Annotated in this window: 13 protein-coding genes; 5 read left to right on the top strand and 8 right to left on the bottom strand. The window is 51.0% G+C overall.

What is annotated here, in order from left to right; all coding sequences use genetic code 11:
• Positions 1–34: 34 nt before the first annotated feature.
• A complete protein-coding gene (locus tag AC1EK1_RS02315) occupies positions 35–1,201 on the top strand; it encodes a peroxiredoxin family protein (RefSeq protein ID WP_480305456.1) in 1,167 nt (388 codons plus the stop codon).
• Between the two features lie 270 nt (positions 1,202–1,471).
• Here the strand turns inward: AC1EK1_RS02315 and AC1EK1_RS02310 are convergent, their stop codons facing one another.
• Complete coding sequence (locus AC1EK1_RS02310; protein WP_480305454.1) at positions 1,472–2,866, bottom strand: RagB/SusD family nutrient uptake outer membrane protein; 1,395 nt, start codon at positions 2,864–2,866, stop codon at positions 1,472–1,474.
• Positions 2,867–2,879: 13 nt separating this feature from the next.
• Positions 2,880–6,140 carry a SusC/RagA family TonB-linked outer membrane protein gene (locus AC1EK1_RS02305; protein WP_480305453.1) on the bottom strand — a complete coding sequence of 1,087 codons (3,261 nt, stop codon included), beginning with the start codon at positions 6,138–6,140 and terminating at the stop codon, positions 2,880–2,882.
• Between the two features lie 552 nt (positions 6,141–6,692).
• Between AC1EK1_RS02305 and AC1EK1_RS02300 the strand changes: the two genes are divergently transcribed.
• From AC1EK1_RS02300 to purB, 4 genes are read left to right on the top strand one after another with little or no spacing between them, the layout of a single operon-like run.
• Positions 6,693–8,618, top strand: a complete 1,926-nt coding sequence (locus AC1EK1_RS02300; RefSeq protein ID WP_480305452.1) for an NAD(+) synthase — start codon at positions 6,693–6,695, stop codon at positions 8,616–8,618.
• Between the two features lie 35 nt (positions 8,619–8,653).
• A complete protein-coding gene (locus AC1EK1_RS02295) occupies positions 8,654–10,288 on the top strand; it encodes an ABC-F family ATP-binding cassette domain-containing protein (protein WP_480305450.1) in 1,635 nt (544 codons plus the stop codon).
• 11 nt (positions 10,289–10,299) lie between these two features.
• Positions 10,300–11,277, top strand: a complete 978-nt coding sequence (locus AC1EK1_RS02290) for a hypothetical protein (RefSeq protein WP_480305449.1) — start codon at positions 10,300–10,302, stop codon at positions 11,275–11,277.
• A gap of 15 nt (positions 11,278–11,292) precedes the next feature.
• Entirely contained in the window at positions 11,293–12,660 is a 1,368-nt protein-coding gene (gene purB / locus AC1EK1_RS02285) for an adenylosuccinate lyase (RefSeq protein WP_480305448.1), read from the top strand.
• 182 nt (positions 12,661–12,842) lie between these two features.
• Here the strand turns inward: purB and AC1EK1_RS02280 are convergent, their stop codons facing one another.
• The 6 genes from AC1EK1_RS02280 to mutL form a co-directional block, all read right to left on the bottom strand.
• The gene (locus AC1EK1_RS02280; RefSeq protein ID WP_480305447.1) at positions 12,843–13,199 is read right to left on the bottom strand and encodes a hypothetical protein; all 357 of its coding nucleotides are present in this window, start codon (positions 13,197–13,199) and stop codon (positions 12,843–12,845) included.
• A gap of 61 nt (positions 13,200–13,260) precedes the next feature.
• Positions 13,261–13,842 carry a hypothetical protein gene (locus AC1EK1_RS02275; RefSeq protein WP_480305445.1) on the bottom strand — a complete coding sequence of 194 codons (582 nt, stop codon included), beginning with the start codon at positions 13,840–13,842 and terminating at the stop codon, positions 13,261–13,263.
• 290 nt (positions 13,843–14,132) lie between these two features.
• Complete coding sequence (locus AC1EK1_RS02270) at positions 14,133–14,423, bottom strand: hypothetical protein (protein WP_480305444.1); 291 nt, start codon at positions 14,421–14,423, stop codon at positions 14,133–14,135.
• A 30-nt stretch (positions 14,424–14,453) separates the two neighbouring features.
• Positions 14,454–15,398, bottom strand: a complete 945-nt coding sequence (locus AC1EK1_RS02265) for a tyrosine-type recombinase/integrase (RefSeq protein ID WP_480305443.1) — start codon at positions 15,396–15,398, stop codon at positions 14,454–14,456.
• Positions 15,395–18,508, bottom strand: a complete 3,114-nt coding sequence (locus AC1EK1_RS02260) for a glycoside hydrolase family 2 TIM barrel-domain containing protein (RefSeq protein ID WP_480305442.1) — start codon at positions 18,506–18,508, stop codon at positions 15,395–15,397. The genes AC1EK1_RS02265 and AC1EK1_RS02260 overlap by 4 nt, the downstream gene beginning before the upstream one ends.
• Positions 18,509–18,531: 23 nt before the next feature.
• Positions 18,532–20,364 (bottom strand): DNA mismatch repair endonuclease MutL, encoded by a 1,833-nt coding sequence (gene mutL, locus AC1EK1_RS02255; protein WP_480305441.1) that lies wholly within the window; start codon positions 20,362–20,364, stop codon positions 18,532–18,534.
• Positions 20,365–20,386: the final 22 nt, after the last annotated feature.

Genomic DNA, 20,386 nt, shown 5'->3' with positions numbered 1-20,386 from the left:
GACGATAACCTTACTTTTTATTCGGAAAAAATATATGAAGAAGTCTTTTCCTGCTTTGATGCTTACACTCATTCTTGCTTGTACGGCTTGTACGAGCGAGAAGTCCGACGAATGCCTTAGGATCCGAGGTACAGCACAAGCCACAGCACAGCTCTATCTCTATGAGATACTTGATGAAACCAATCTATTTGTCCGTCAGCTTGATACCATTCCCGTACTGGATGGCGCCGCGATCGATTACCGGAACGACTCTATCAAGGCCGGCCTTTACTTTGTCTCTCCTCTGGGCAAGAGTGATATCTACGAAGCACTGGAGCGCGGTAAAATCCTCTTTTTGAGCAATGGGCTAAACAAGCTAACGTGGTCAGAGGACGATCAAGCCACCTTGGCGGACAGCCCCGTAAATGACGAATATCAGGCATTTATTCAAAAGAAAAACGAGCTTGCGGATAGGAGTGTTTTGGACTCTCTCGATGCCCTCTTTTATGCCGCACGAGATCGAAACGACACAGTGGAGATGGCTCGACTCAATGAAGTCTCCACCCCGATCTCAGAGGCCGGCAATGCTCGGGTGAATAGCTGGATCAGTGGTCTGCTAAAGGAGCAACGGACAGACCTTTTTGGCAGCTATCTTTTCTATAGATACACCTACAGTCGTACAGCATTGGTTACGACAGAGGATGTGGAGCAGATGCGCCAATCTCTGGAGCGATTCGGACCGGAGGCCAAGGCAGGATCTTACTACATCAAAATGCAACAAGGTCTTGACCGTGCGCAAAAGACCGTGATCGGTGCTTTGGCACCCGATATATCCGGCGAAACTCCTGATGGTGATCATCTTAGCCTGAGTGACCTCCGTGGGCGCTATGTCCTTGTGGACTTTTGGAGTTCATCTTGCAGCTGGTGCCGAAAGGAGACTCCTTACCTTCAGGAGGTCTACAATAGGTACAAGGACAAGAACTTTGTCGTACTCGGTGTATCGTCCGATATTGATCGTGAGGAGTGGACCAATGCGATAGAGGCGGACGGAGCTGACTGGAGCCATATTCTTTTGTCCGAGGAGGACAAAAATGCGGTCTTCAAGGAATACAGCATTGTCGGAATACCACAGATCTATCTGATTGATCCGGATGGTAAGATTGCGGATCGTGACCTGAGAGGTCCGGCTATTCTTGAAGCAGTGGCTGAGCTGATCAAGTAACCTGCTGATTGCGAAGCAAACCGTTTGCTCCGTTGGTTTGCGAATAAGGTCCGGGGGTATGGCAGTTTTACCTGTCGTACCTCCGGATCTCATTTATTGTTCCCTGAAGTCATCGGCTTCACCCATAGCGACAGTCTGTTCATCCCGTAGAGACTGTAGTATTTCGGGGTGAAAGCATTTTGTTGAGCCCTTGTAGGGAGAAATCTCCCCAAAACGAAGAGGAGCAGAAGCTGTGGCTTCCACTCCTCTTGCTTGTTTTTGGCGGATTTGTTATTTCCAGAAAACTGTTGCCTTTTTGGGCAATGGCATGACGAGGTACCTAGTATCTGATGGCTTGGCGACGATCGGTGTGCCATCGGCATTATAGTGCCGGATCTCTGTAGCAAGGTTGGGGTCTTGGCTCATTCGTTTCAGGTCGATGATTCGATATACGGAGCGGAAGGCAAATTCTCTTCTGCGCTCGTTGAAAATCTCCCGCAGTAGAGTTGTCTTGTCAGCTGTCGTATAGGGAGTGGCATCCGCTATGCGGTTTTTCCGTAGGGTGTTGAGCAGTTTTAGCGCCTTATCTTGTGAGCCGACACGGGCCTCTGCCTCTGCGGCTATCAGGTAGACGTCGGGGGTAGAGAGTCCGATATTGAGGTATGCCCCCGGGCTCCAGGCCATCTCTCCCTGAGGAGCGTCCATACCCTCTGGCTTGTTTGATATGAAAACGGTGTAGCGTCTGTCTTTTTGTTGGTCATACAGAGCACGTAGGTCATCATTCACGAGTGCAAAAAGGCTCCATCCCTCGGGAGCGCTCATGAGCCGTATGAGTAGGTTTTCGGGGTTGTCAAGTGGCTGGGGATAGTCATTTCTTTCGCCGATTTGCCAAGCATCCGGGTCTTTGAGCACGAGCGGTGTCATATCCAGGAGCTGGCTGTTTTGCTCCAATGCTTTTTGGGCATACTCGAGGGCAGTGGCGTAGTCGTATTGTTGGAGTGCCACTTTGGCATAGAGTGCGTAGCCGGCTACCTTGGATGCTCTGTAGTGGTTGTAGGCGGGCTTGTCCGGCAGGTCGGGTAGGGCCTCCTTGAGGTCTTGTCGGATTTGGTCGTAGACGGCTTGTTGGCTTGCCGGTGTGACCTTTACTCCTGCGACGCTTGCAGTCAGGATGAGGGGTACCGTCTTGATCTCCTGCGCTTGCTCTTTTTGGTAGGCCGGTCCATAGATATTTACGAGCCAAAAGTACTCCAGTGCGCGTAGGAGCTTTGCTTCTGCCAGAGCGTTTTTGATCCGTTGCTTGTCTCCGGAGGCCTTGGGCAGACCATCAATGACCGCATTGTAGGCAAAGATCCGCTTGTATGCTGCATTGTAGTCTACGTCGGGCTTGTCCGAGCCGTAGATATCTTCTTTGAGGAGATAGGCATTTTTCCACTCCTCTTGCATATTGGCCAGTGTCGATTGGTAGTACTCTCCATCCAGAGATGCCGGGACTTTTAGGTTGTCGGTCAGGAGCTCAGCCACCTTGCTGTAGGTGATGGCGAGATTCTCGTCATTGAGGAGCAGCTCGTAGTCGGCTACATCGGTGGGGATTTGTTTTCCCTTGGGAATGTTGCCCAAAAAGTCTTGACACGAGCCTGTCAGTAGTGCTAGGAGTACTAGGAGTAGGGTGTGTATTTTGTTCATGGTGGCGGTCAATTTAGAAGGTAAGTGACAGACCTACGGTCAAGGTCTTTGGGGCTTGGGTCAAGCGTACGGGGGTGCCTAGCCCAAAGCTGTATGCCTCGGGGTCGATGGACGCCTTGTTGGCTGTCCAGTACCATAGGTTGTTTGCTTGGAGTTGGATGACAGCTTTTTGGAGGCTGAGCGTACTTAGGAGCTTTTGGGGCATGCTGTACGAGAGTACCACGTCCCTCAGCCGTATGTAGTCACCGGGGATGACGTGTATATTGGCTCCGTACCATGCCAGCTGCTCGGCTTCGTTGACCTGAGATGCAGAGATCCATGGGGTGGTACCCGGGAGGTCTTCGTCGCCGGCTTTTCGCCAAGCGTGGGCAAGGGATGCGTCTCCGCTATACCCGCCGGTGAGGAAAGATTGGCTATCCAAGCAGGGTGCCATTACGCTACGGAGCTTGTGTCCACCATAGTAGACTAGGCTGAAGGAGAGCGAGAAGTCTCTGTACTCCAGTGTATTGGTTAGTCCACCATTCCATACAGGGGTCATGGTTCCTTCGTGTATGAGGTCATCCATGGAGTTGGTACCGAGGGTTGCCTTTTCGCCCTCTTTGTCCTTGCTGTATATGTGTGGGCGTCCCAGTTCTATTCGTTCTTTCGTTTCGGGGTCCACACCGTAGAGTCCTGCCCACTTGAGGCTGTAGAGGCTGTTGGCCGGCTTGCCGGAGGTCTGTACTCCGTTCTTCAAAAAGTTGGGTACGCTTGCGTCGGGTTGGTCCACCTTTAGCAGTTTGTTGGCATTGTAGCTAAAGACGAAGTTGGTCATCCACCTAAAGTTGGGTTTACTGATGTTGATGGTGTTGAGGGATAGCTCGAATCCTCTGTTTTGCATAGAGCCGTAGTTGAGGAGCAGGTTTGCCCATCCCAGTGTGGGGTCAGCACTTCTGGTGCCTAGTAGGTCGGTCGTCTGGCGGTCATAGATGTCGATGCTTCCTGATAGGCGACTATGCAAAATAGAGAAGTCCAGTCCGGCATTGAGCGTGGCAGTCCGCTCCCAGGTCAGCATCTTGTTGGGTGGGTAGACCACTTCGCTGGAGGGCGCATGCATCCAAGTGTTGTATTTGCCAGTCTTAGCCACGAGATAGGGTCCTCCGGCTTTGGGGATATTACCTCCGATTCCGTAGGTGAGTCGTGGGCTGAGGCGATCGATCCAGGAGATGTTTCGGATGAAGTCCTCTCTGTGCATCGCCCATGAGGTTCCGATGGACCATAGTGGCTTGTACTGGATGCGTGGGTCCGTACCAAAGAGGTTGGACTGATCTACACGGATGCTCCCGGTGACATTGTACTTCTCCCGATAGGCGTACGAAAAGTTGCTGTAAAAGGAGACGAAGCGGTCGTCATTGTCTCGGACGTAGTTGTACGCACTGTTGTTGAAGGAGTACCTGCCACTCAGTGACTGTGTGCCGTTGAGATTGGCGAGGAGCTTTGCATCATAGGGGATGCTTCCGAGTGAGATGTCATCGTAGCCCATGAGGTACGAGGATGTGGCAGTGGAGTAGGTACGTCGACGCTCAGCACCGAGTAGTGCTGTCACCCGATGGTCAGTGGCAATCAGGTTGTCGTAGTTGAGTTGCAGTCGGGCGGTGTAGTCGGTACGACTGTCTCGTATCTCGCGGAGTATTCCACCCTCCGGGATCATGGAGATGTAGGCGTCGCCCTTTTTTACTGTTGCGTTGTTTCGCTCCTGTCTCACGGAGAAGGAGGTCTTGTCTTGATAGGACTTTTGGTACCCATTGTCCGTTTCCAGCTGTAGTCCGGCATTGGCCGACAGCTCGGGGGTGAGCTTGTAGGTGACTTGGGCATTCAGGCGAGTGTAGTTGTCACGTCTCTTGGTCCACTCTTTGTTGCTGTCCAAGAAGGGTGTGTAGTGCTCGTCCTCAAGCCCAAGCTGTTGGATTTGCCGGATGAAGTACTCAGACTTCTCTTGGGGCAGGATAGCATAGGAGCCGTCCTCATTTTTGAGACGTGTGTAGGGTTGCTTGCCGTAAAATAGCGAGAAAGCATCAGGCAGTGCATCGTTGCTGTAGTTGTCGCTATAGTTGCCGGACACGCTGACGTCGGTGGTGAGACGTTCCGTGAAGTTGGTGATGTTTCGGAGCGAAAAGCCGATCGACTGGTTCTTTTGCCTGATGTCTGTCGGTCGGTTGCCACTGTAGTTGAGGGTGGCAACGTATCTGCTCTTTTCGGATCCTTGCGTGAGGGTGAGGTTGTGTGTATGCAGGACGCCACTCCTCAGGAGCTCGCTTTTTATCTGGTCTAGGTTGTCAAAAGCCGCCAGTCGATCTCGCTCTGCCCGGTACTCCTCTTCGCTCAGTACTCCCTCATTTCGCTTGGTGATCAGCTCCAAATAGTAGGGCAGTTGTTGCTTGAATTTTTCAAGTGCACTCCACGGTACCTGCGAGAAATCCCTCTTGGCGACATATTCGGAGAGATCAATGAGGTCTGCAGACTTGATTCGGTTGAGGTATCCGAGGTCGGGCTTTCCGGTGAGCTGCACTGTGCCATCGTAGGATAGGGAAAATCCGCCCGCTTTTTTACCGCCCACGGTGGTGATTACGATCACACCATTGGCGGCTCGTGCCCCATATATGGAGGCTGCGGCGGCATCCTTTAGTACGGTCATGCTCTCGATGTTGGCCGGGTTGATCAGGTCAAGTGAGCCCTCTATTGGCATACCGTCTACGACGATCAAGGGCTGAGTGGTACCGATGAGTGTAGAGATACCTCTCACCTTTAGGTCACGGGCAGATCGTCCTTGGACCCCGGCGATGGTTCCCTCTAGTCGACCAAATAGGCTGGGGTTGATCTTTTTGCTTAGCGACTTTTTGTCTAGGATCTGGTACGCCCCTGTCGTACGCTCCTTGGAGATAGTCTGATAGCCGGTGACGACCACTTCGTCCAGGAGCTTGTGATCCTCTCGCATGACGACCTTGTAGTGGGTCTGTGATGCTTGTAGTTGGACGACATGTGTGACCATGCCCACGTAGGTGATGATGAGTTGCTTCTCGTCAGCCGGGATGGTCAGGCTAAACTTCCCATCCATGTCAGCGGTTGTCCCCACTTTGGAGATGGGCGCAAAGATTACGGCGCCGATGATAGGCTCGTTGGTCTGCTCGACGACCTCGCCGGTGACCACTCGTTGTGTGGTCTTGGTCTGACCATACACCGGTAGGGCGACTAGCATCAGTAGCAGCATGCCAAATAGGTGAAAGATTCTCTGCATAGCACAAAGGGTAGGTGATAGTGTGAAAAGGTACAAGTGTAAGGTATGCGGACAAGTGACAAGGTGGACTCACTTCGCCCCTCCCCGTCGTCTCTATTTTGGGGTGTGGTCTGTGGAGTGTTATGAGGGGTACACGCTTGTCTTTAGTTGCGTAAAGTTAGTGAAATTACTGCGAAACATTTTTGTGGTAAGGTGCCTTTTTGATTTTTTTTAGACTGGCGTTTTTCCTTCTATCCGTGAAACAGATTTCTTCTATCCGTGAAAAGTTTTGCTTCTATCCGTGAAACAGATCGCTTCTATCCGTGAAAAAAAGCCCCTTTGCAATAGACTGAATGTCTGATCTTTACAAACCACAAAAATTGGGGTGAAAAATAAGGACGATGCCACTGTCTTTTAGGGTTATTTAACCTATTGGACAGGTCTCAACGATACGCTTGCCCCATGGTCGAGTCCGTCGGGTCGGTTCGTCGGAAATGAGTACCTTTGCGGACAGTCTATTCGTTTAACCACGTAGCAATCCAATAGTTAATCAAGACACAGAGACTCCAATATATGAAACATGGATACGTGAAGGTAGCCGCCGGTGTGCCTTTTGTGAGGGTGGCCGACTGCTTTTACAATATAGATAGGATGGAGGCGATGCTGCGCCAAGCCGCAGACCGTCAAGTGGAGCTCCTGACCTTTCCGGAGCTGGGGGTGACCGGATACACATGTGGAGATCTATTCTTGCAACCGTACTTGCTGGAAGAGGCTGAGGAGGCTGTCTCGAGGCTGGCTGAGCGCACAGCGGATCTCTCCCTGCTCTACATTGTGGGGATGCCCCTCCGCGTGGAGGAGAAGCTCTACAATGCCGCTGTCGCTATCCAGAGAGGTAAGATATTGGGCGCTATCCCCAAGACCTATCTACCAAACTATCGTGAGTTCCAGGAAAAGCGGTGGTTCTCTAGCTCGTACGACTTGCCCTACACCACAGCTAAGGTGGGCAACCATACGGTCCCTATAGGTCATGATCTGATCCTAAAGAGTGGAAACATCGGCATAGGGGTCGAGATCTGCGAGGATATGTGGTCGCCACTCACGCCGGGTACCCGCTTGGCTCTGTACGGTGCACACATCATCTTTAACCTCTCGGCAAGTAATGAAAATGCTGGCAAAAACACCTACCTCCGCTCACTCATCTCCAGTCTGTCGTCTCAGCAGATCACCGGCTATGTCTATGCTTCGTGTGGTAATGGCGAGAGCTCTACGGACTTGGTCTACACCGGCAAGGCATTCATAGCGGAGAATGGGGTGATCCTTGGAGAGATGCCACGCTTCCTGCAGACTGAGCGTCTGCTGGTGAGTGACCTGGATGTGGCGAGGATCCAGACGGAGCGAATGATCAACAGTACGTTCCGCAAGGCGGCATCGCACTACGCCGATGACCGCTTGATCGTGGTTCCCTTTGATCTAGAGGAGACTGAGGACTACGACATGACCCGGCCAATAGAGCAGGACCCATTCATGCCCAAGTCAGTGGACCTAAAGGAGCGAAGTGAGGAGATGTTTGAGATACAGACCTGTGGGCTCATCCAGCGATTGCGACACTTGGCCGGCAACAAGATCGTGCTGGGAGTCAGCGGAGGCCTGGATAGTACTCTGGCCCTGCTTGTGGCCGTGCATGCCATGGATCTACTGGGGCGGGATCGCAAGGAGGTGGTCGCAGTCACGATGCCGGGCTTGGGTACCAGCCGACGTACAAAAGACAATGCGCACGAGCTCATGCGCCTACTCGGTGTGGACAGTCGAGAGATCCCGATAGGGGAGGCGGCCATTGCTCACTTGCGTGCCATCGGTCATGATGGGGAGCGGGAGGATATCACGTATGAAAACGCACAAGCACGGGAGCGTACCCAGATCTTGATGGACTTGGCCAATCTGGAGGGTGGCTTTGTACTCGGGACGGGGGATCTCAGCGAATTGGCATTGGGCTGGGCAACCTACAATGGAGATCACATGAGTATGTACAATGTGAATGCCTCAATCCCCAAAACATCGGTGCGGACGATGATCTCTCACTTGATCGATAGCTACTTCCCTGAGATGGCAGAGGTGCTTCGGGATATTGTCGCCACACCGGTCAGTCCGGAGCTGAAGAATAATAGTCGCCACGGAGAGTCGATCACCCAGCAGACAGAGGAGATCATAGGCCCGTATGAGGTGCACGACTTTTACATCTACCACATGTTGCACAACGCCTACTCACCGGAGAAGATGTTCTTTATGGCGCAAAAGGCTTTTGGGGAAAAGTACACTCGCGAGCAACTAAAGGACTATCTGAAAATCTTCACGAAACGCTTCTTTAGCCAGCAATTCAAGCGCAACAGCATGCCCGATGGGCCAAAAGTGGGGGTGGTCTCTCTCTCTCCACGTGGGACATGGCGTATGCCCAGTGATGCGACGGCCCAAATGTGGCTCAATACGATTGATAGCTTTTGACAACACGAATACATAATACTAGGTAAGAAAGAAAAATGATAGAAGTCAATGATTTGGGGATACAGTTTGGGGGGCGTGTGCTCTTCAAGGATGTCAACCTGAAGTTTTTCCCGGGCAACTGCTACGGTATCATCGGTGCCAATGGTGCCGGTAAGTCCACGCTTTTGCGGATCATCAGCGGGCAGCAGGACCCGACCCACGGCAGTGTCCAGATGGGTGCTGGGGAGCGTCTGTCGGTGCTGAGTCAGGACCACTTTGCCTTTGATGAGTACACGGTGATGAATACCGTGCTGATGGGGCACTCGACCCTGTGGGCGATCATGGAGGAAAAGGATGCACTGTATGCCAAACCCGACTTTTCGGACGAGGACGGTATCCGAGCTGCCGAGCTGGAGGAGAAGTTTGCGGAGATGGAGGGATGGAATGCCGAGAGTGATGCGGCACAGCTACTCAGTGGACTGGGCGTGGATGAGTCGTTGCACAATGAGCTGATGGGCAACCTCAGTGGTAAGCAAAAGGTGAGGGTACTGCTGGCGCGTGCTCTCTATGGCAAGCCGGACAACCTCCTACTGGATGAGCCGACCAATGACCTCGACCTGGATACGGTGATGTGGCTGGAAAACTATCTGCAGGACTTTGAGAATACAGTACTCATCGTCAGCCACGACCGGCACTTCCTCGACTCGGTATGCACACACACGGTGGACATTGACTTTGGGAAGGCACAGATCTACTCCGGCAACTATAGCTTTTGGTACGAGAGTAGCCAGCTCGCCTTGAGGCAGATGCAGCAGCAAAACAAAAAGGCAGAAGAGAAGAAAAAGGAGCTTGAGGAGTTTATCCGCCGATTTAGTGCCAATGTGGCCAAGAGTAAGCAGACCACAAGCCGAAAAAAGATGCTAGAGCGCCTGAATATAGATGAGATAAAGCCCTCCACACGACGCTATCCGGGTATCATCTTCACCCCCGAGCGAGAGGTGGGCAACAAGATCCTGGAAGTCAATGGGCTGACTGCTCATGCACCGGCGGCGGATGGCACTGAGGAGCAAGTACTCTTTCAGAATGTCAGCTTCAACGTGGAGAAGAACGACAAGATCGTCTTCCTCTCGCACGACCCCCGGGCGATGACCGCTTTTTTTGAGATAATCATGGGGCATCAAGCACCTCTGGCCGGGACGTATGAGTGGGGGCAGACCGTGACCTCGGCCTACCTGCCCCTCGACAATGGTGCCTACTTTGACAACGACCTATCCCTCATCGAGTGGATCGCACAGTTTGCCAAAGACACCAACGAGGTCTACCTCAAGGGCTACCTGGGTAGGATGCTCTTTAGTGGAGAGGAGATTGCCAAGAAGGTGCGTGTCCTCAGTGGAGGCGAAAAGATGCGTGCCATGATCTCCAAGATGATGCTCATCAATGCCAATCTGCTCGTGCTGGACACACCGACCAACCACTTGGATCTGGAGAGTATCCAGGCGTTCAACAACACGCTGAAGGTCTATCCCGGAAATGTCCTCTTCTCAAGCCATGACCATGAGTTTATTCAGACTGTTGCCAACCGCATCATAGAGCTTGGTCCGAATGGCATCATTGACAAGATGATGGCCTATGATGACTATGTCAGCGACCCAACCGTGGCAGAGTTGCGAAAAAAGATCTATAACCACTAGTCGGATAAGCTATGATAAAAGTAGGAATCGTAGGTAGTGAGGGCTACTGTGTGGGCGAACTGTATAGCCTGCTGATTCATCACCCGGATGTCCGCTTGGAGATGATCTACTCCCCCGAGCGTGATGGGATGAAGGTGCAAGAGGTCTTCAATGACCTGCATGGCCTCCGATCCCTTTGCTTTACGAGCGAACCCGACTTTGATGGGCTGGATGTCCTCTTTCTATGCCTTGCCAGTGGGGGTAGCGAAGCCTTTTTGTCGACACATCGCCTACCGGAGGGAGTCAAGGTGATCGACTTTACGCGAGAGCACCGACACTTGAACGAAAATGGACACCACTACGTCTACGGTTTGCCTGAGGCTTATCGTCGTGACCTCACTCAGGCCACGCGCGCCGCTGTACCGGGCTCTTTTGCGATAGCTGTGGAGACACCCTTGGTCCCTCTAGCAAAGCACATGCTCCTCAATAGCGAGATCCACGCCTACTCGGTGGCCGGGAAGACGGAGTCTTTCTCAAGATCCAAGCCCGAAAAAGGACTTAGCTATGACGTGATTTTTGACACCTTTCAGGTCAATCAGCCACTCGGACATAGCCATGTCAGCGAGATCAAAACGACCCTGGCGGACCTCCAAAAAAGTTTTCGACAGGAGGTCAATCTGATCCCACTACGTGGTGGCTTCAATCGAGGGCTCTACACCACGACCTATATGGAGACACCGGTGGAGCTCAAGCAGATCCGCGAGATCTATGAGAGCTACTTTGAGGACCATTCCTTCGTGCGTATCGTCGAGGACTATCCGGATGTCCGCGATGCGATCAATACCAATAATGTCCTGATCCACCTCAGCAAGCATCACGGAAAGCTCCTGATCGTCAGCACTATGGACAACCTGATGAAAGGGGCCGCCGGCAATGCCATACATATCATGAACCTCATGTGCTCGCTTGTGGAGACCACCGGCCTTCAGATCAAACCCACTGTATTCTAAACAATCACACCCCTTATGACCCTTTCATCCCTTACTGCTGTATCACCAATCGATGGCCGGTATCGCCGTCAGATCACTGAGCTAAGTGCCTATACTTCTGAGTATGCATTGATCCATTACCGTGTGATGGTAGAGATCAAGTACCTGCTTGCCCTCAGCAAGGTCCTACCTGTGCTACACAAGCTACAGGAACCACACTACATAGAGGAGCTCCAGGCGATCTATACTCACTTCTCTGAAAAGGATGCCGAGCGGGTCAAGGCAATAGAGGCAGTGACAAACCACGATGTCAAGGCTGTCGAGTACTTCATCAAAGAACGGCTAAAGGACTCAGACTTGGACGATGTCTTGGAGTTCGTACACTTTGGGCTAACATCTCAAGATATCAACAACACCGCACAGCCAATGATGTTGCGAGATGCCCTCCACCGATATTGGCTCCCCCTGATGGACCAGCTCACAGCTAGGATTCGACACTATGCGGAAGAGTGGAAAGATATCCCCATGCTGGCGCGTACACATGGGCAGCCGGCATCACCTACTACGTTGGGAAAGGAGTTTCGGGTCTTTTCGTACCGTCTTGAGCAACAGCTGGATGCGCTCCAAAAGGTGCCACAATCTGTCAAATTTGGAGGTGCCACCGGCAATATGAATGCCCACCACATTGCTTATCCGGGCATTGATTGGCGTCACTTTGCTCGCAATTTTGCTGAGCAGGATCTGCAGATGAAGCTGGAGGAGTACACGACCCAGATCTCCAACTACGACAACCTTGCCGCACTCTTGGATGCCATCAAGCGACTCTGTGTCATCCTCAAGGACTTTGCACAAGACATGTGGCTGTACATCAGTGAGGAGTATTTCAAGCAGAAAATAAAGGAGGGTGAGGTCGGGTCCTCAGCCATGCCGCATAAAGTGAACCCTATCGACTACGAAAACGCCGAGGGAAACCTTGGGATCGCCATCGCCTACCTCGAGCATCTCGCCCACAAGCTACCGGTCTCTCGTCTCCAGCGTGACCTCACCGACTCCACAGTTATGCGCAATATCGGGATGCCACTTGCCTACAGTGCTATAGCCATAAACAGCCTGCTCAAAGGCTTGGACAAAATCCTGCTCAATGAGGCTAAAATCCTCAAGGATCTGGACGATGCACTCCCGGTTATCGCTGAGGCACTACAGACCATCCTCAGAAGAGAGGGCTACCCCCAACCCTATGAGGCACTCAAGGCACTGACCCGAACCAATGAGAAGCTGACACGCGAGCGGGTAGACGACTTCATTGATCATCTGGATATCTGTGACGACATAAAGGCAGAGATGAAGCGTGTCACACCTCGCAACTATACCGGTGTCTACTCCTCAACCGAAAATCAAGCATAGGTAGGGAGTTTGGCTCCATATGATGATGCCATTGATAATCTGAGGATTATTTTTACAACTCCCGATTTGAGGCATTCCCCAGATTAACGAAAAAGAGCTCGGCACAATACCGAGCTCTTTCTTTTACCGGAAAGTGTTTAGCCTATCCAACTTTTTGGAGAAACTTCATGTCGATACGTCTATCAGACATATCCACGTGTCATCAATTTGTAGATCAAGACGCCAACAGTCTCAATACCTATAATAACAAGATTAAGCCCCAGAGAAATGAAAAGCCTTTCACGAGCAGTCTTGACATCCAGTAGTATTCTTTTGATGACGGCAAAGAGCAACATTGTCAAAGACGTTACAAATGAAGTGACCATAAACGAAACGCCTCCTTTAATGAAAATAATACCAAGAGGATTGCTGTGATATATTTCGATAACATCTTCTTTACTTCCCAATGAAAAGTAGGATAGAAAGATGATTATTGGAAACTCAATCACAGCAAATGCTACGGTCATCGTCCAGCTATTATTTTTTAGTGCCGTTTTCATTAAACACGATGATTGTTCTTCACACGAACGCCATTCCTCCGCCAAGTGAACATACAAATTCTTAGTTTAATTTGTCTATAATTATTTTAGGCAGAAAAGCTTCGGGGATGTTACTTGAAATTAAACTCAAAGAACTATCCAGTCCATAAGTTTCGTGTATGGTATCTTCTATGGTATCATCTTCCAAGTTTCTTTTTATCTTACGAAAGATTTCAACCTTATCACCTCTTAGCTTGTAAAAGATTGTAGGTGTATCACCTCCAATAGAACTGTATACATGGAGCTTGTATGCTATTTTATCTTCGGATTCGATGTAAGAAGCTATATAGCGATCTATTGAGTAACCATCTGTTATTTCATACATTAACAGCCAATAGTTTCTCGCTTCGACTTTGCAAACAGGAAAATAGCGTAACTTATATCCATTCTCCGGATTAATAAAACAATCATTTCTGGTATTGCATAGGTAATCCGAAACGACACTTTCAGGGATTGGCGACACCTGAGCAAGAGCAAACCAATCTACAGAGTCGGGAAATACTTCTTTCTTATCCCAATAGTTGAGAACTTTATCTTGACCAAACATTAGTGTTGAGCTTGAAATAAGCGCAAGCGCCAAAAAACAGATTACTTTCTCTTTCATTTACCTTTATTCCTTCTTATTTCAGTTACCATGTATAAGAGAAGACTCCACACCCCTAAGCACCGCACAGTTCCTAGAGTTTCACAGTTTGGAAAGTGTATTGCCTTTAAGTGATTAGACCTATGGGCAAAATTATCCTACCTGGAAACAGATCGCTACTATCCGTCAAATCATTTTCTTTCCTACTGGAAACATTTCCCTTCTATCCGTCAAATTTTTTCCCCCTCCCCGAGCGGCAAAAATAGGGGGACTTGATGCCTTGTCGTTTTCCGTAGTTTGTCTTCCATGCGCTACTTGATGTCGTAATCAGCTCCAAACTCATATACTATTGTAGCCTGCCCTGTCTCTCCATAAAGAGTCGTAATGCTCTTTGATATTTTCCCGTTTACATAAGTTACTTTAGCTTCTGCACCTTCACTGCTTATTCCTTCGATATTATACGTGATTATTGTTTCATTTGTCGCTGTACTAAAGTATGAGTCGCCACTTGCCTTCTTCTCTGTCTTATGTATGAGATTACATGACGCAAACGAAAAAGGCAGAAGAAACGCAAGGAGTAGTCGGATTGTTGTATACTTCATCTCCTTACGGTATTAAAAAGGTGTTGGGGATTACTCTTCTCTGTTCCTGGGGTGGGCTTGGTAGTTTTTGCGAAGCTCTTCAAAGGTGGTGTGGGTGTAGATGGAGGTTGTCGCCACATCTTCGTGTCCCAGTAGCTCCTTGACACTCATGAGGTCGGCACCGCCATTGAGTAGGGCGGTGGCAAAGCTGTGTCGCAGGATGTGCGGGCTCTTGTGGTTGTACTGGCTAAGTGGCTCCAATGCCTGTGTGACAACTCGATACAAAAAACTGTGTGTGGCGGCTTTGCCTCTACTGTTGAGCAAGAAGGCCGGCTCGTCGGGTGTAGCCGGGGTGCGGTAATGGGCTAGGTACTCGGACAGAGTGTTGAGGATACCGGGTCCAAGTGGTATGATTCGCTCTTTGTTGCGCTTGCCCAGTACTTTAAGGGTCTGTGTACCAAAGTTGATGTCCGTGACTCGAAGCCCACATAGTTCGGCAGAGCGCATGCCGGTTTGAAACAGTAGGTCAATGATAAAGGCCTGCATCCAAATCGCCTGCTTTTCTTTGGCATCCTCGTTTTGCCTATCGGCTTCCTCGTATAGTTCTTTGATTCGTCGTGTGAGTGCGTCGGGGTTGAGAAACGTTGGGAGCTCCTTGGAGCTTTTGGGAGGACGTACAGATCTGAAGGGATCAGTGCTGACCACTCCATGGCGCAACAAGAACCGATAAAACGAACGAATAGAGGCCAAGCGACGGCGCACTGTGCGTGCGCTGTCGCCGGCTTCCATGAACTTTAGGACCGACTTGCGTGCTGTACGGGTATCTACCGTCCGAACCATCAACTCAAGGGTGGCGTCATCGGAGGGGTCGTGCCCCTCGACGATGAGCCACTGATTCAGGTCGTTTTGGTAGGCCTCTACTGTGAGCGGAGATGCACTCTGCTCGTAGGCTAGGTACTGAAAAAATTGATCGCGCCAGCCGGTAGTGGTCGTCATTGTCTATTGCGAGTGATCTTGATTGGTGCGATCAGGACGCTCTGGGTATAGCTACGTTCCTTTAGGAGGTAAGCATCCAGAGGCCATGAACCCCATGAGTCGATGCCACCGATTCCGGCACTGTGTGAGTCAATGTTGACAAAGAGTGAAGTCGGATCTTCTTCTAGGAGCTCGGTGTGGCTTTGTCCCTTTTCCGGATAATCTTCGAGTTGCTCGATGCTATAGGGTAGGGTAGATGCGTAGAAGGGGCGATCCGAGTAAAAGGCTATTCCACGATTGTCGAGGTCGCATGCCGCCCAATATCGTACATCACTGTGTACCCCTGAGTCTTGGGGCCGGTTGTACTGATGGGTGAAGGTGTCAACGGCTCGTTGTTCGTAGATTCCGATGAAGTCTCCATTGGTTCGGTCGGAGTAGTTTTCACGCGGTCCTCTGCCAAAGTAGACGAGGTTTTCGTACCTCTTAGGGATTTGTACTCGGATTCCGATCCTAAAAGGAAGCGATGAGGTGTTGTCATCTCGTCGATCAAGGCGTTGGCGGAGTAGGAGCTTGCCGTCCTGGTCAATGGTGTATTGCATGGACAGAGAGGCATTGGGCTCAGGTAGCTCGTATTGTGCCACGACTTGTGCCTGCCCGTTGTCTGTGGTTTTGTACTCCAGAGACAAGAGACGTAGTGTGGGGTTGCGCCATGCGCCCCAGTGTTTTTGGAGTCCGGCTCCCATGTCATTGTCGTTTGGCGCACGGTAGAAGCACGGCTCTAGGCTGGTCCCCGGGGTCATGTAGACGGTCCCATCTACTGTGTACTCGGATAGTAGCCCTGTCTTTTTATCGAAAGAGATCCGTAGACCCTTGGGCCCTGTAATGACAATACGGCCCGCTGTCTCCTCTGTGATCTGGGTCGTCCCTTGAGTACTCAGCTGTGGCATAAACAGAGCCTCGTGCTTGAGCTCAAACTGCTCCTGTGCGGCAATCCAGCCTTTGTCAATGAGGGGACGGTACTGGTTGAGGCGATAGGTGACGTTTAGGAAGGCATCAACCCCGGTGGGTAGATCGGGCAGAGTGATAGCTAGTCGCTCAGTCTCCTGCGGTGCAACGCTTGGGCAGGGGATGGTCTCACTGTAGATGGTCTCTCCGTTGACTGTTACTTCGTAGGTCAGGGATAGGTCAGCCAATGGTTTGAAGACAAAGTCATTGGTGATCAGGAGTTCGCCGGTATTATTACCGGTTTGCTCAAACTTTGTACGTACATTTTGGTAACCATACTTTGCCTCGTAAGCAGGAGACTTGGGGGTCTTGTAGATGGAGAAAAGTCCGTTGTTGCAGAAGTTATTGTCTGAGGGGTCGTAGTTGTTCCAGTCACCACCGTAGCCTTGTACCCGTATTCCGTTGATGTATTTGTATTGGCTTTGGTCGATGAAGTCCCAGATGAATCCTCCTTGTAGTACATCGTAAGTGTGGTACAGCTCTTGGTACTCTTGGAAGTTTCCGAGCGTATTGCCCATAGCATGTGCGTATTCGCAGATAATGTAGGGCTTGGTAGGATTGTTGAGTGCATACTCCTTTTGGACCTGTGGTGTACGGTACATGATGGCGTAAATGTCTGTGTTGTCGCCATTCCAAGCTCGCTCCAGCATGATTGGGCGAGTATGGTCTATCTTGAGGAGTTCTTGCCGTGCTACTGTGAAGTTTTTCCCATCCCCGGCTTCGTTGGCCATGGACCAGATAATGATGGAGGGGTGGTTGTATAGCGTGCTTACGTGCCTGGTGTTGCGCTCAACGTGTTGTTTTTCCCAGAGTTCGTACTTGGCTAGGCAGAGATCCTCATAGCCCATGCCATGTGACTCGAGGTTGGCCTCTGCCAATACGTAGATGCCGTACTTGTCGCAGAGTTGGTAAAAGTAGGGATCATTGGGGTAGTGAGAGGTACGGACAGCGTTGATATTGAAGTTTTTCATCAGCCGTATATCTGCCAGCATCTCATCGCGAGATACGATAGGACCACTCGCAGGTGACATGTCGTGGCGGTTTACCCCTTTGACGAGGATGCGACGACCGTTTACCAGGAGGATGTTGTCACGGATTGCGATGTTTCGAAATCCAACCTTGTGTTGCTGGATCTCTGTTTGGACTCCATCCACGTAGCTTTTGACGAATAGCGTATACAGGTTGGGTGTCTCGGCGGTCCAAGGCAATACATTGGGTATAGTCGCAGTCACGGTGTTTTGCCCCATTCCTGCTACTTCGTGGCGCCAGACGCTACGCCCATCAGGATCACACAGCTCAAGGCGGTAGGTTGGGGCTCCGGTGGACTTTAGGCGGACGCAGAGGCGACCATCGCTATAGTTGTTGATCAGATCTTGATCGATGCGGATGTCTTCGAGGCGTTCTTTTGGGCGAGCTTGGAGATAGAGGTCGCGAGAAAAGCCTGTGAAGCGAAACATATCTTGGTCCTCCATGTAGCTCCCGTCGCACCACCTAAATACACGGAATGCAATCAGGTTCTTTTCGCCCAGCTTGATGTACGGTGTGAGGTCAAACTCAGCGGCCAGCTTGCTATCCTCACTATAGCCGACAAAGTGACCGTTGACCCAGATGTATACGCAGCTGGTCACGGCACCAATGTGCAGGGTCACATCTTTGCCCGCCCACGTGGTGGGCAGTACGAACGACTGTCGGTACGAGCCCACAGAGTTGTTGGTAATGGGTACAGGGTTGGGCTCCTGTGGTTTGTTTTGAAAGTGTCCACGCCATGCGTACCCGACATTGACGTATAGGGGTTCGTTTACTCCATGGTGCTCCCACATGCCCGGAATCGGCATGGTCCGCCAGGCCGAGTCATCGTACCCGATCTCAAAAAAGTCGGTAGGATAGTCTCGTGCATCCTGTGTGTACGAAAACTTCCAATCGCCATTCAGGCTTAGGACATCCTTTGATCGGTATAAGTCATCGTCGAGAGCATCCTCTAGGAGGTGGTATGGGTGAAAGTCGGTGCGAGCCGGTAGTCGATTGATGGCATTGACCGTTGGGTCCTGCCACTCCATAAAGGTTTGTGCCGTGGTTGAACCAAGCGCACAGATACTGATCAAGATGGTGTGAAGTAGCTTATGCATAATAAAATTAGTATATGATAGGGTTATTTGAATCTGGTCCGTAGTTCTTTTGGTGTGATGATTGAGATAATTGTTCGCCCATTTTTGGCAACCAGGTACTCGGGTAGGCGGAGGAGATCAGAGATGAGTTCTTGAGCCAGTGCCGGGCTGGCGGGTGTCTGAGAACTCCGGATACGGTGTTGTACGAGGGTCTCTAGGAGTTTTTCGAGGAGAGCCTCTCCACCACTTTTGGCTGATTCACGACATGCCTCCAGCATTTCGGCAAGGAGTTGCTCCTCGGATCCGGCCGTGATACCGGTTGGAACAGCATTGATTGAGATACTTTCTTGGCCCATCTGGGAGATGTCAAAGCCTAGTGCCACCAAGTCATCCATATGTGTTGCCAGCACTTCGGCATCCTCTATCGATAGCTCCATCAATCCGGGAAAGAGCAGAGGGGCTGAGGGGATTCCACCACTCTTGAGTGCTCGCAACAATTGCTCATAGAGCACTTGGTAGCCGGCGTGACGAAGGTGGACGATGTAGATGTTTTCCTGGTAGGGAAGTAGGGCATACTCACCTAGCAGGATCGGCTCCTCAAGAGTGACTGGAGCGGGTGTGTCGACAAGCGAATGGACTACCGGTGTCTGCTTGGAGCGGTTGCGCTCAAAGTTGCTGTAAAACTCCTCCCAGTCGGATAAGTCCGGCATTTTGCCCAAATCGGTGTTGATACTACTGGGTAGGATTGTATGGTTGATCCGGCTTCCCACGTTGCGATATGAAGCCGATGTTGGTGGTTCACCTATTTCGCCCGGATCTCCAGCCCGTGCAACCGGTATTTGTAACCTCGACTCAGGTGAGCTAAAGTCCAAAGTGGGCACTGCGGCTCCCTGCATCAATGCTCGGCGGATGGTGGAGAAGATGATAGAGCCAATGTCGTTTTCGGCCTCAAACTTGATCTCTGTCTTGGTGGGCGAGATATTGACATCGATCCCGGCCGGGTCCACCGATAGATAGATGAAGTACTCCGGTTGCTCGCCCTTGGAGATCATATTGCCATATGCATTGAGCACCATGCGATGAAAGTACGGGTGCTTCATGTAGCGTTCGTTGGCAAAAAAGTACTGCTGCGCACCTCGCTTGCGCGTGTGATCGGTTTTTGAGACAAAGCCTCTCAAGGTCACCAAAGGGGTGTCAGCGTCAATGGAGATCAGTGTGTCTTGCAACCTCTTTTTGCCAAAAAGGTCTAGGATGCGTTGCTTGGGGAGTGTCGCTTCCAGCGCAAGGGTGACTTGGTCGTTGTGCTTGAGTGTAAAGGCTATCCCGGGGCGAACAGCAGCGATGTTGCGTACCTCATTGAGAATGTGCTGAAACTCGGTTGAGTCTTGCTTCAAAAACTTCCGACGTGCCGGTACGTTGAAAAATAGATGACGCACCGAAAAGTTTGCCCCTGTCGCACAGACTACCGGCTCGGTCGATACCACTTTGGATCCCTCAAGTTCTAGTTTGATTCCCTGTGGCAGGTCTTCGGTCCGCGTCTGAAGTGTGATGTGGGAGACGGCTGCAATGGAGGGCAAAGCCTCACCTCGAAATCCTAGTGTACTCAGGGCGAAAAGGTCGTCAGCAGATCGAATCTTGCTGGTGGCATGTCGTTCAAAGGCCATGCGTGCATCCATTGGGGCCATGCCCTTGCCATCGTCAATCACTTGTATCAGAGTCTTGCCGGCATCCTTGATGTCAATAAGTATCTTGCTGGCCCCGGCATCTACCGCATTCTCCACCAGCTCCTTTACCACTGAGGCGGGACGCTGGATCACCTCACCGGCGGCGATCTGATTGGCTATGTTGTCCGGAAGTAACTTGATGAGACTATCCATGGGCTAATAACGAAGGTTTGTT

It is taken from the genome of Porphyromonas sp. C0026D3, from assembly GCF_056590775.1.
The sequence above is the reverse complement of the archived record's forward strand: the minus strand, read 5'-3'. Positions and strand labels throughout refer to the sequence as shown.

What these genes read in the sequence shown, in the direction of transcription:
- AC1EK1_RS02265 (WP_480305443.1), bottom strand. Translation starts at nt 15,398, where the DNA reads ATGACGACCACTACCGGCTGGCGCGATCAATTTTTTCAGTACCTAGCC.
- AC1EK1_RS02295 (WP_480305450.1), top strand. Translation starts at nt 8,654, where the DNA reads ATGATAGAAGTCAATGATTTGGGGATACAGTTTGGGGGGCGTGTGCTC.
- AC1EK1_RS02315 (WP_480305456.1), top strand. Translation starts at nt 35, where the DNA reads ATGAAGAAGTCTTTTCCTGCTTTGATGCTTACACTCATTCTTGCTTGT.
- AC1EK1_RS02290 (WP_480305449.1), top strand. Translation starts at nt 10,300, where the DNA reads ATGATAAAAGTAGGAATCGTAGGTAGTGAGGGCTACTGTGTGGGCGAA.
- AC1EK1_RS02275 (WP_480305445.1), bottom strand. Translation starts at nt 13,842, where the DNA reads ATGAAAGAGAAAGTAATCTGTTTTTTGGCGCTTGCGCTTATTTCAAGC.
- mutL (WP_480305441.1), bottom strand. Translation starts at nt 20,364, where the DNA reads ATGGATAGTCTCATCAAGTTACTTCCGGACAACATAGCCAATCAGATC.
- AC1EK1_RS02260 (WP_480305442.1), bottom strand. Translation starts at nt 18,508, where the DNA reads ATGCATAAGCTACTTCACACCATCTTGATCAGTATCTGTGCGCTTGGT.
- AC1EK1_RS02280 (WP_480305447.1), bottom strand. Translation starts at nt 13,199, where the DNA reads ATGAAAACGGCACTAAAAAATAATAGCTGGACGATGACCGTAGCATTT.
- AC1EK1_RS02310 (WP_480305454.1), bottom strand. Translation starts at nt 2,866, where the DNA reads ATGAACAAAATACACACCCTACTCCTAGTACTCCTAGCACTACTGACA.
- purB (WP_480305448.1), top strand. Translation starts at nt 11,293, where the DNA reads ATGACCCTTTCATCCCTTACTGCTGTATCACCAATCGATGGCCGGTAT.
- AC1EK1_RS02270 (WP_480305444.1), bottom strand. Translation starts at nt 14,423, where the DNA reads ATGAAGTATACAACAATCCGACTACTCCTTGCGTTTCTTCTGCCTTTT.
- AC1EK1_RS02300 (WP_480305452.1), top strand. Translation starts at nt 6,693, where the DNA reads ATGAAACATGGATACGTGAAGGTAGCCGCCGGTGTGCCTTTTGTGAGG.
- AC1EK1_RS02305 (WP_480305453.1), bottom strand. Translation starts at nt 6,140, where the DNA reads ATGCAGAGAATCTTTCACCTATTTGGCATGCTGCTACTGATGCTAGTC.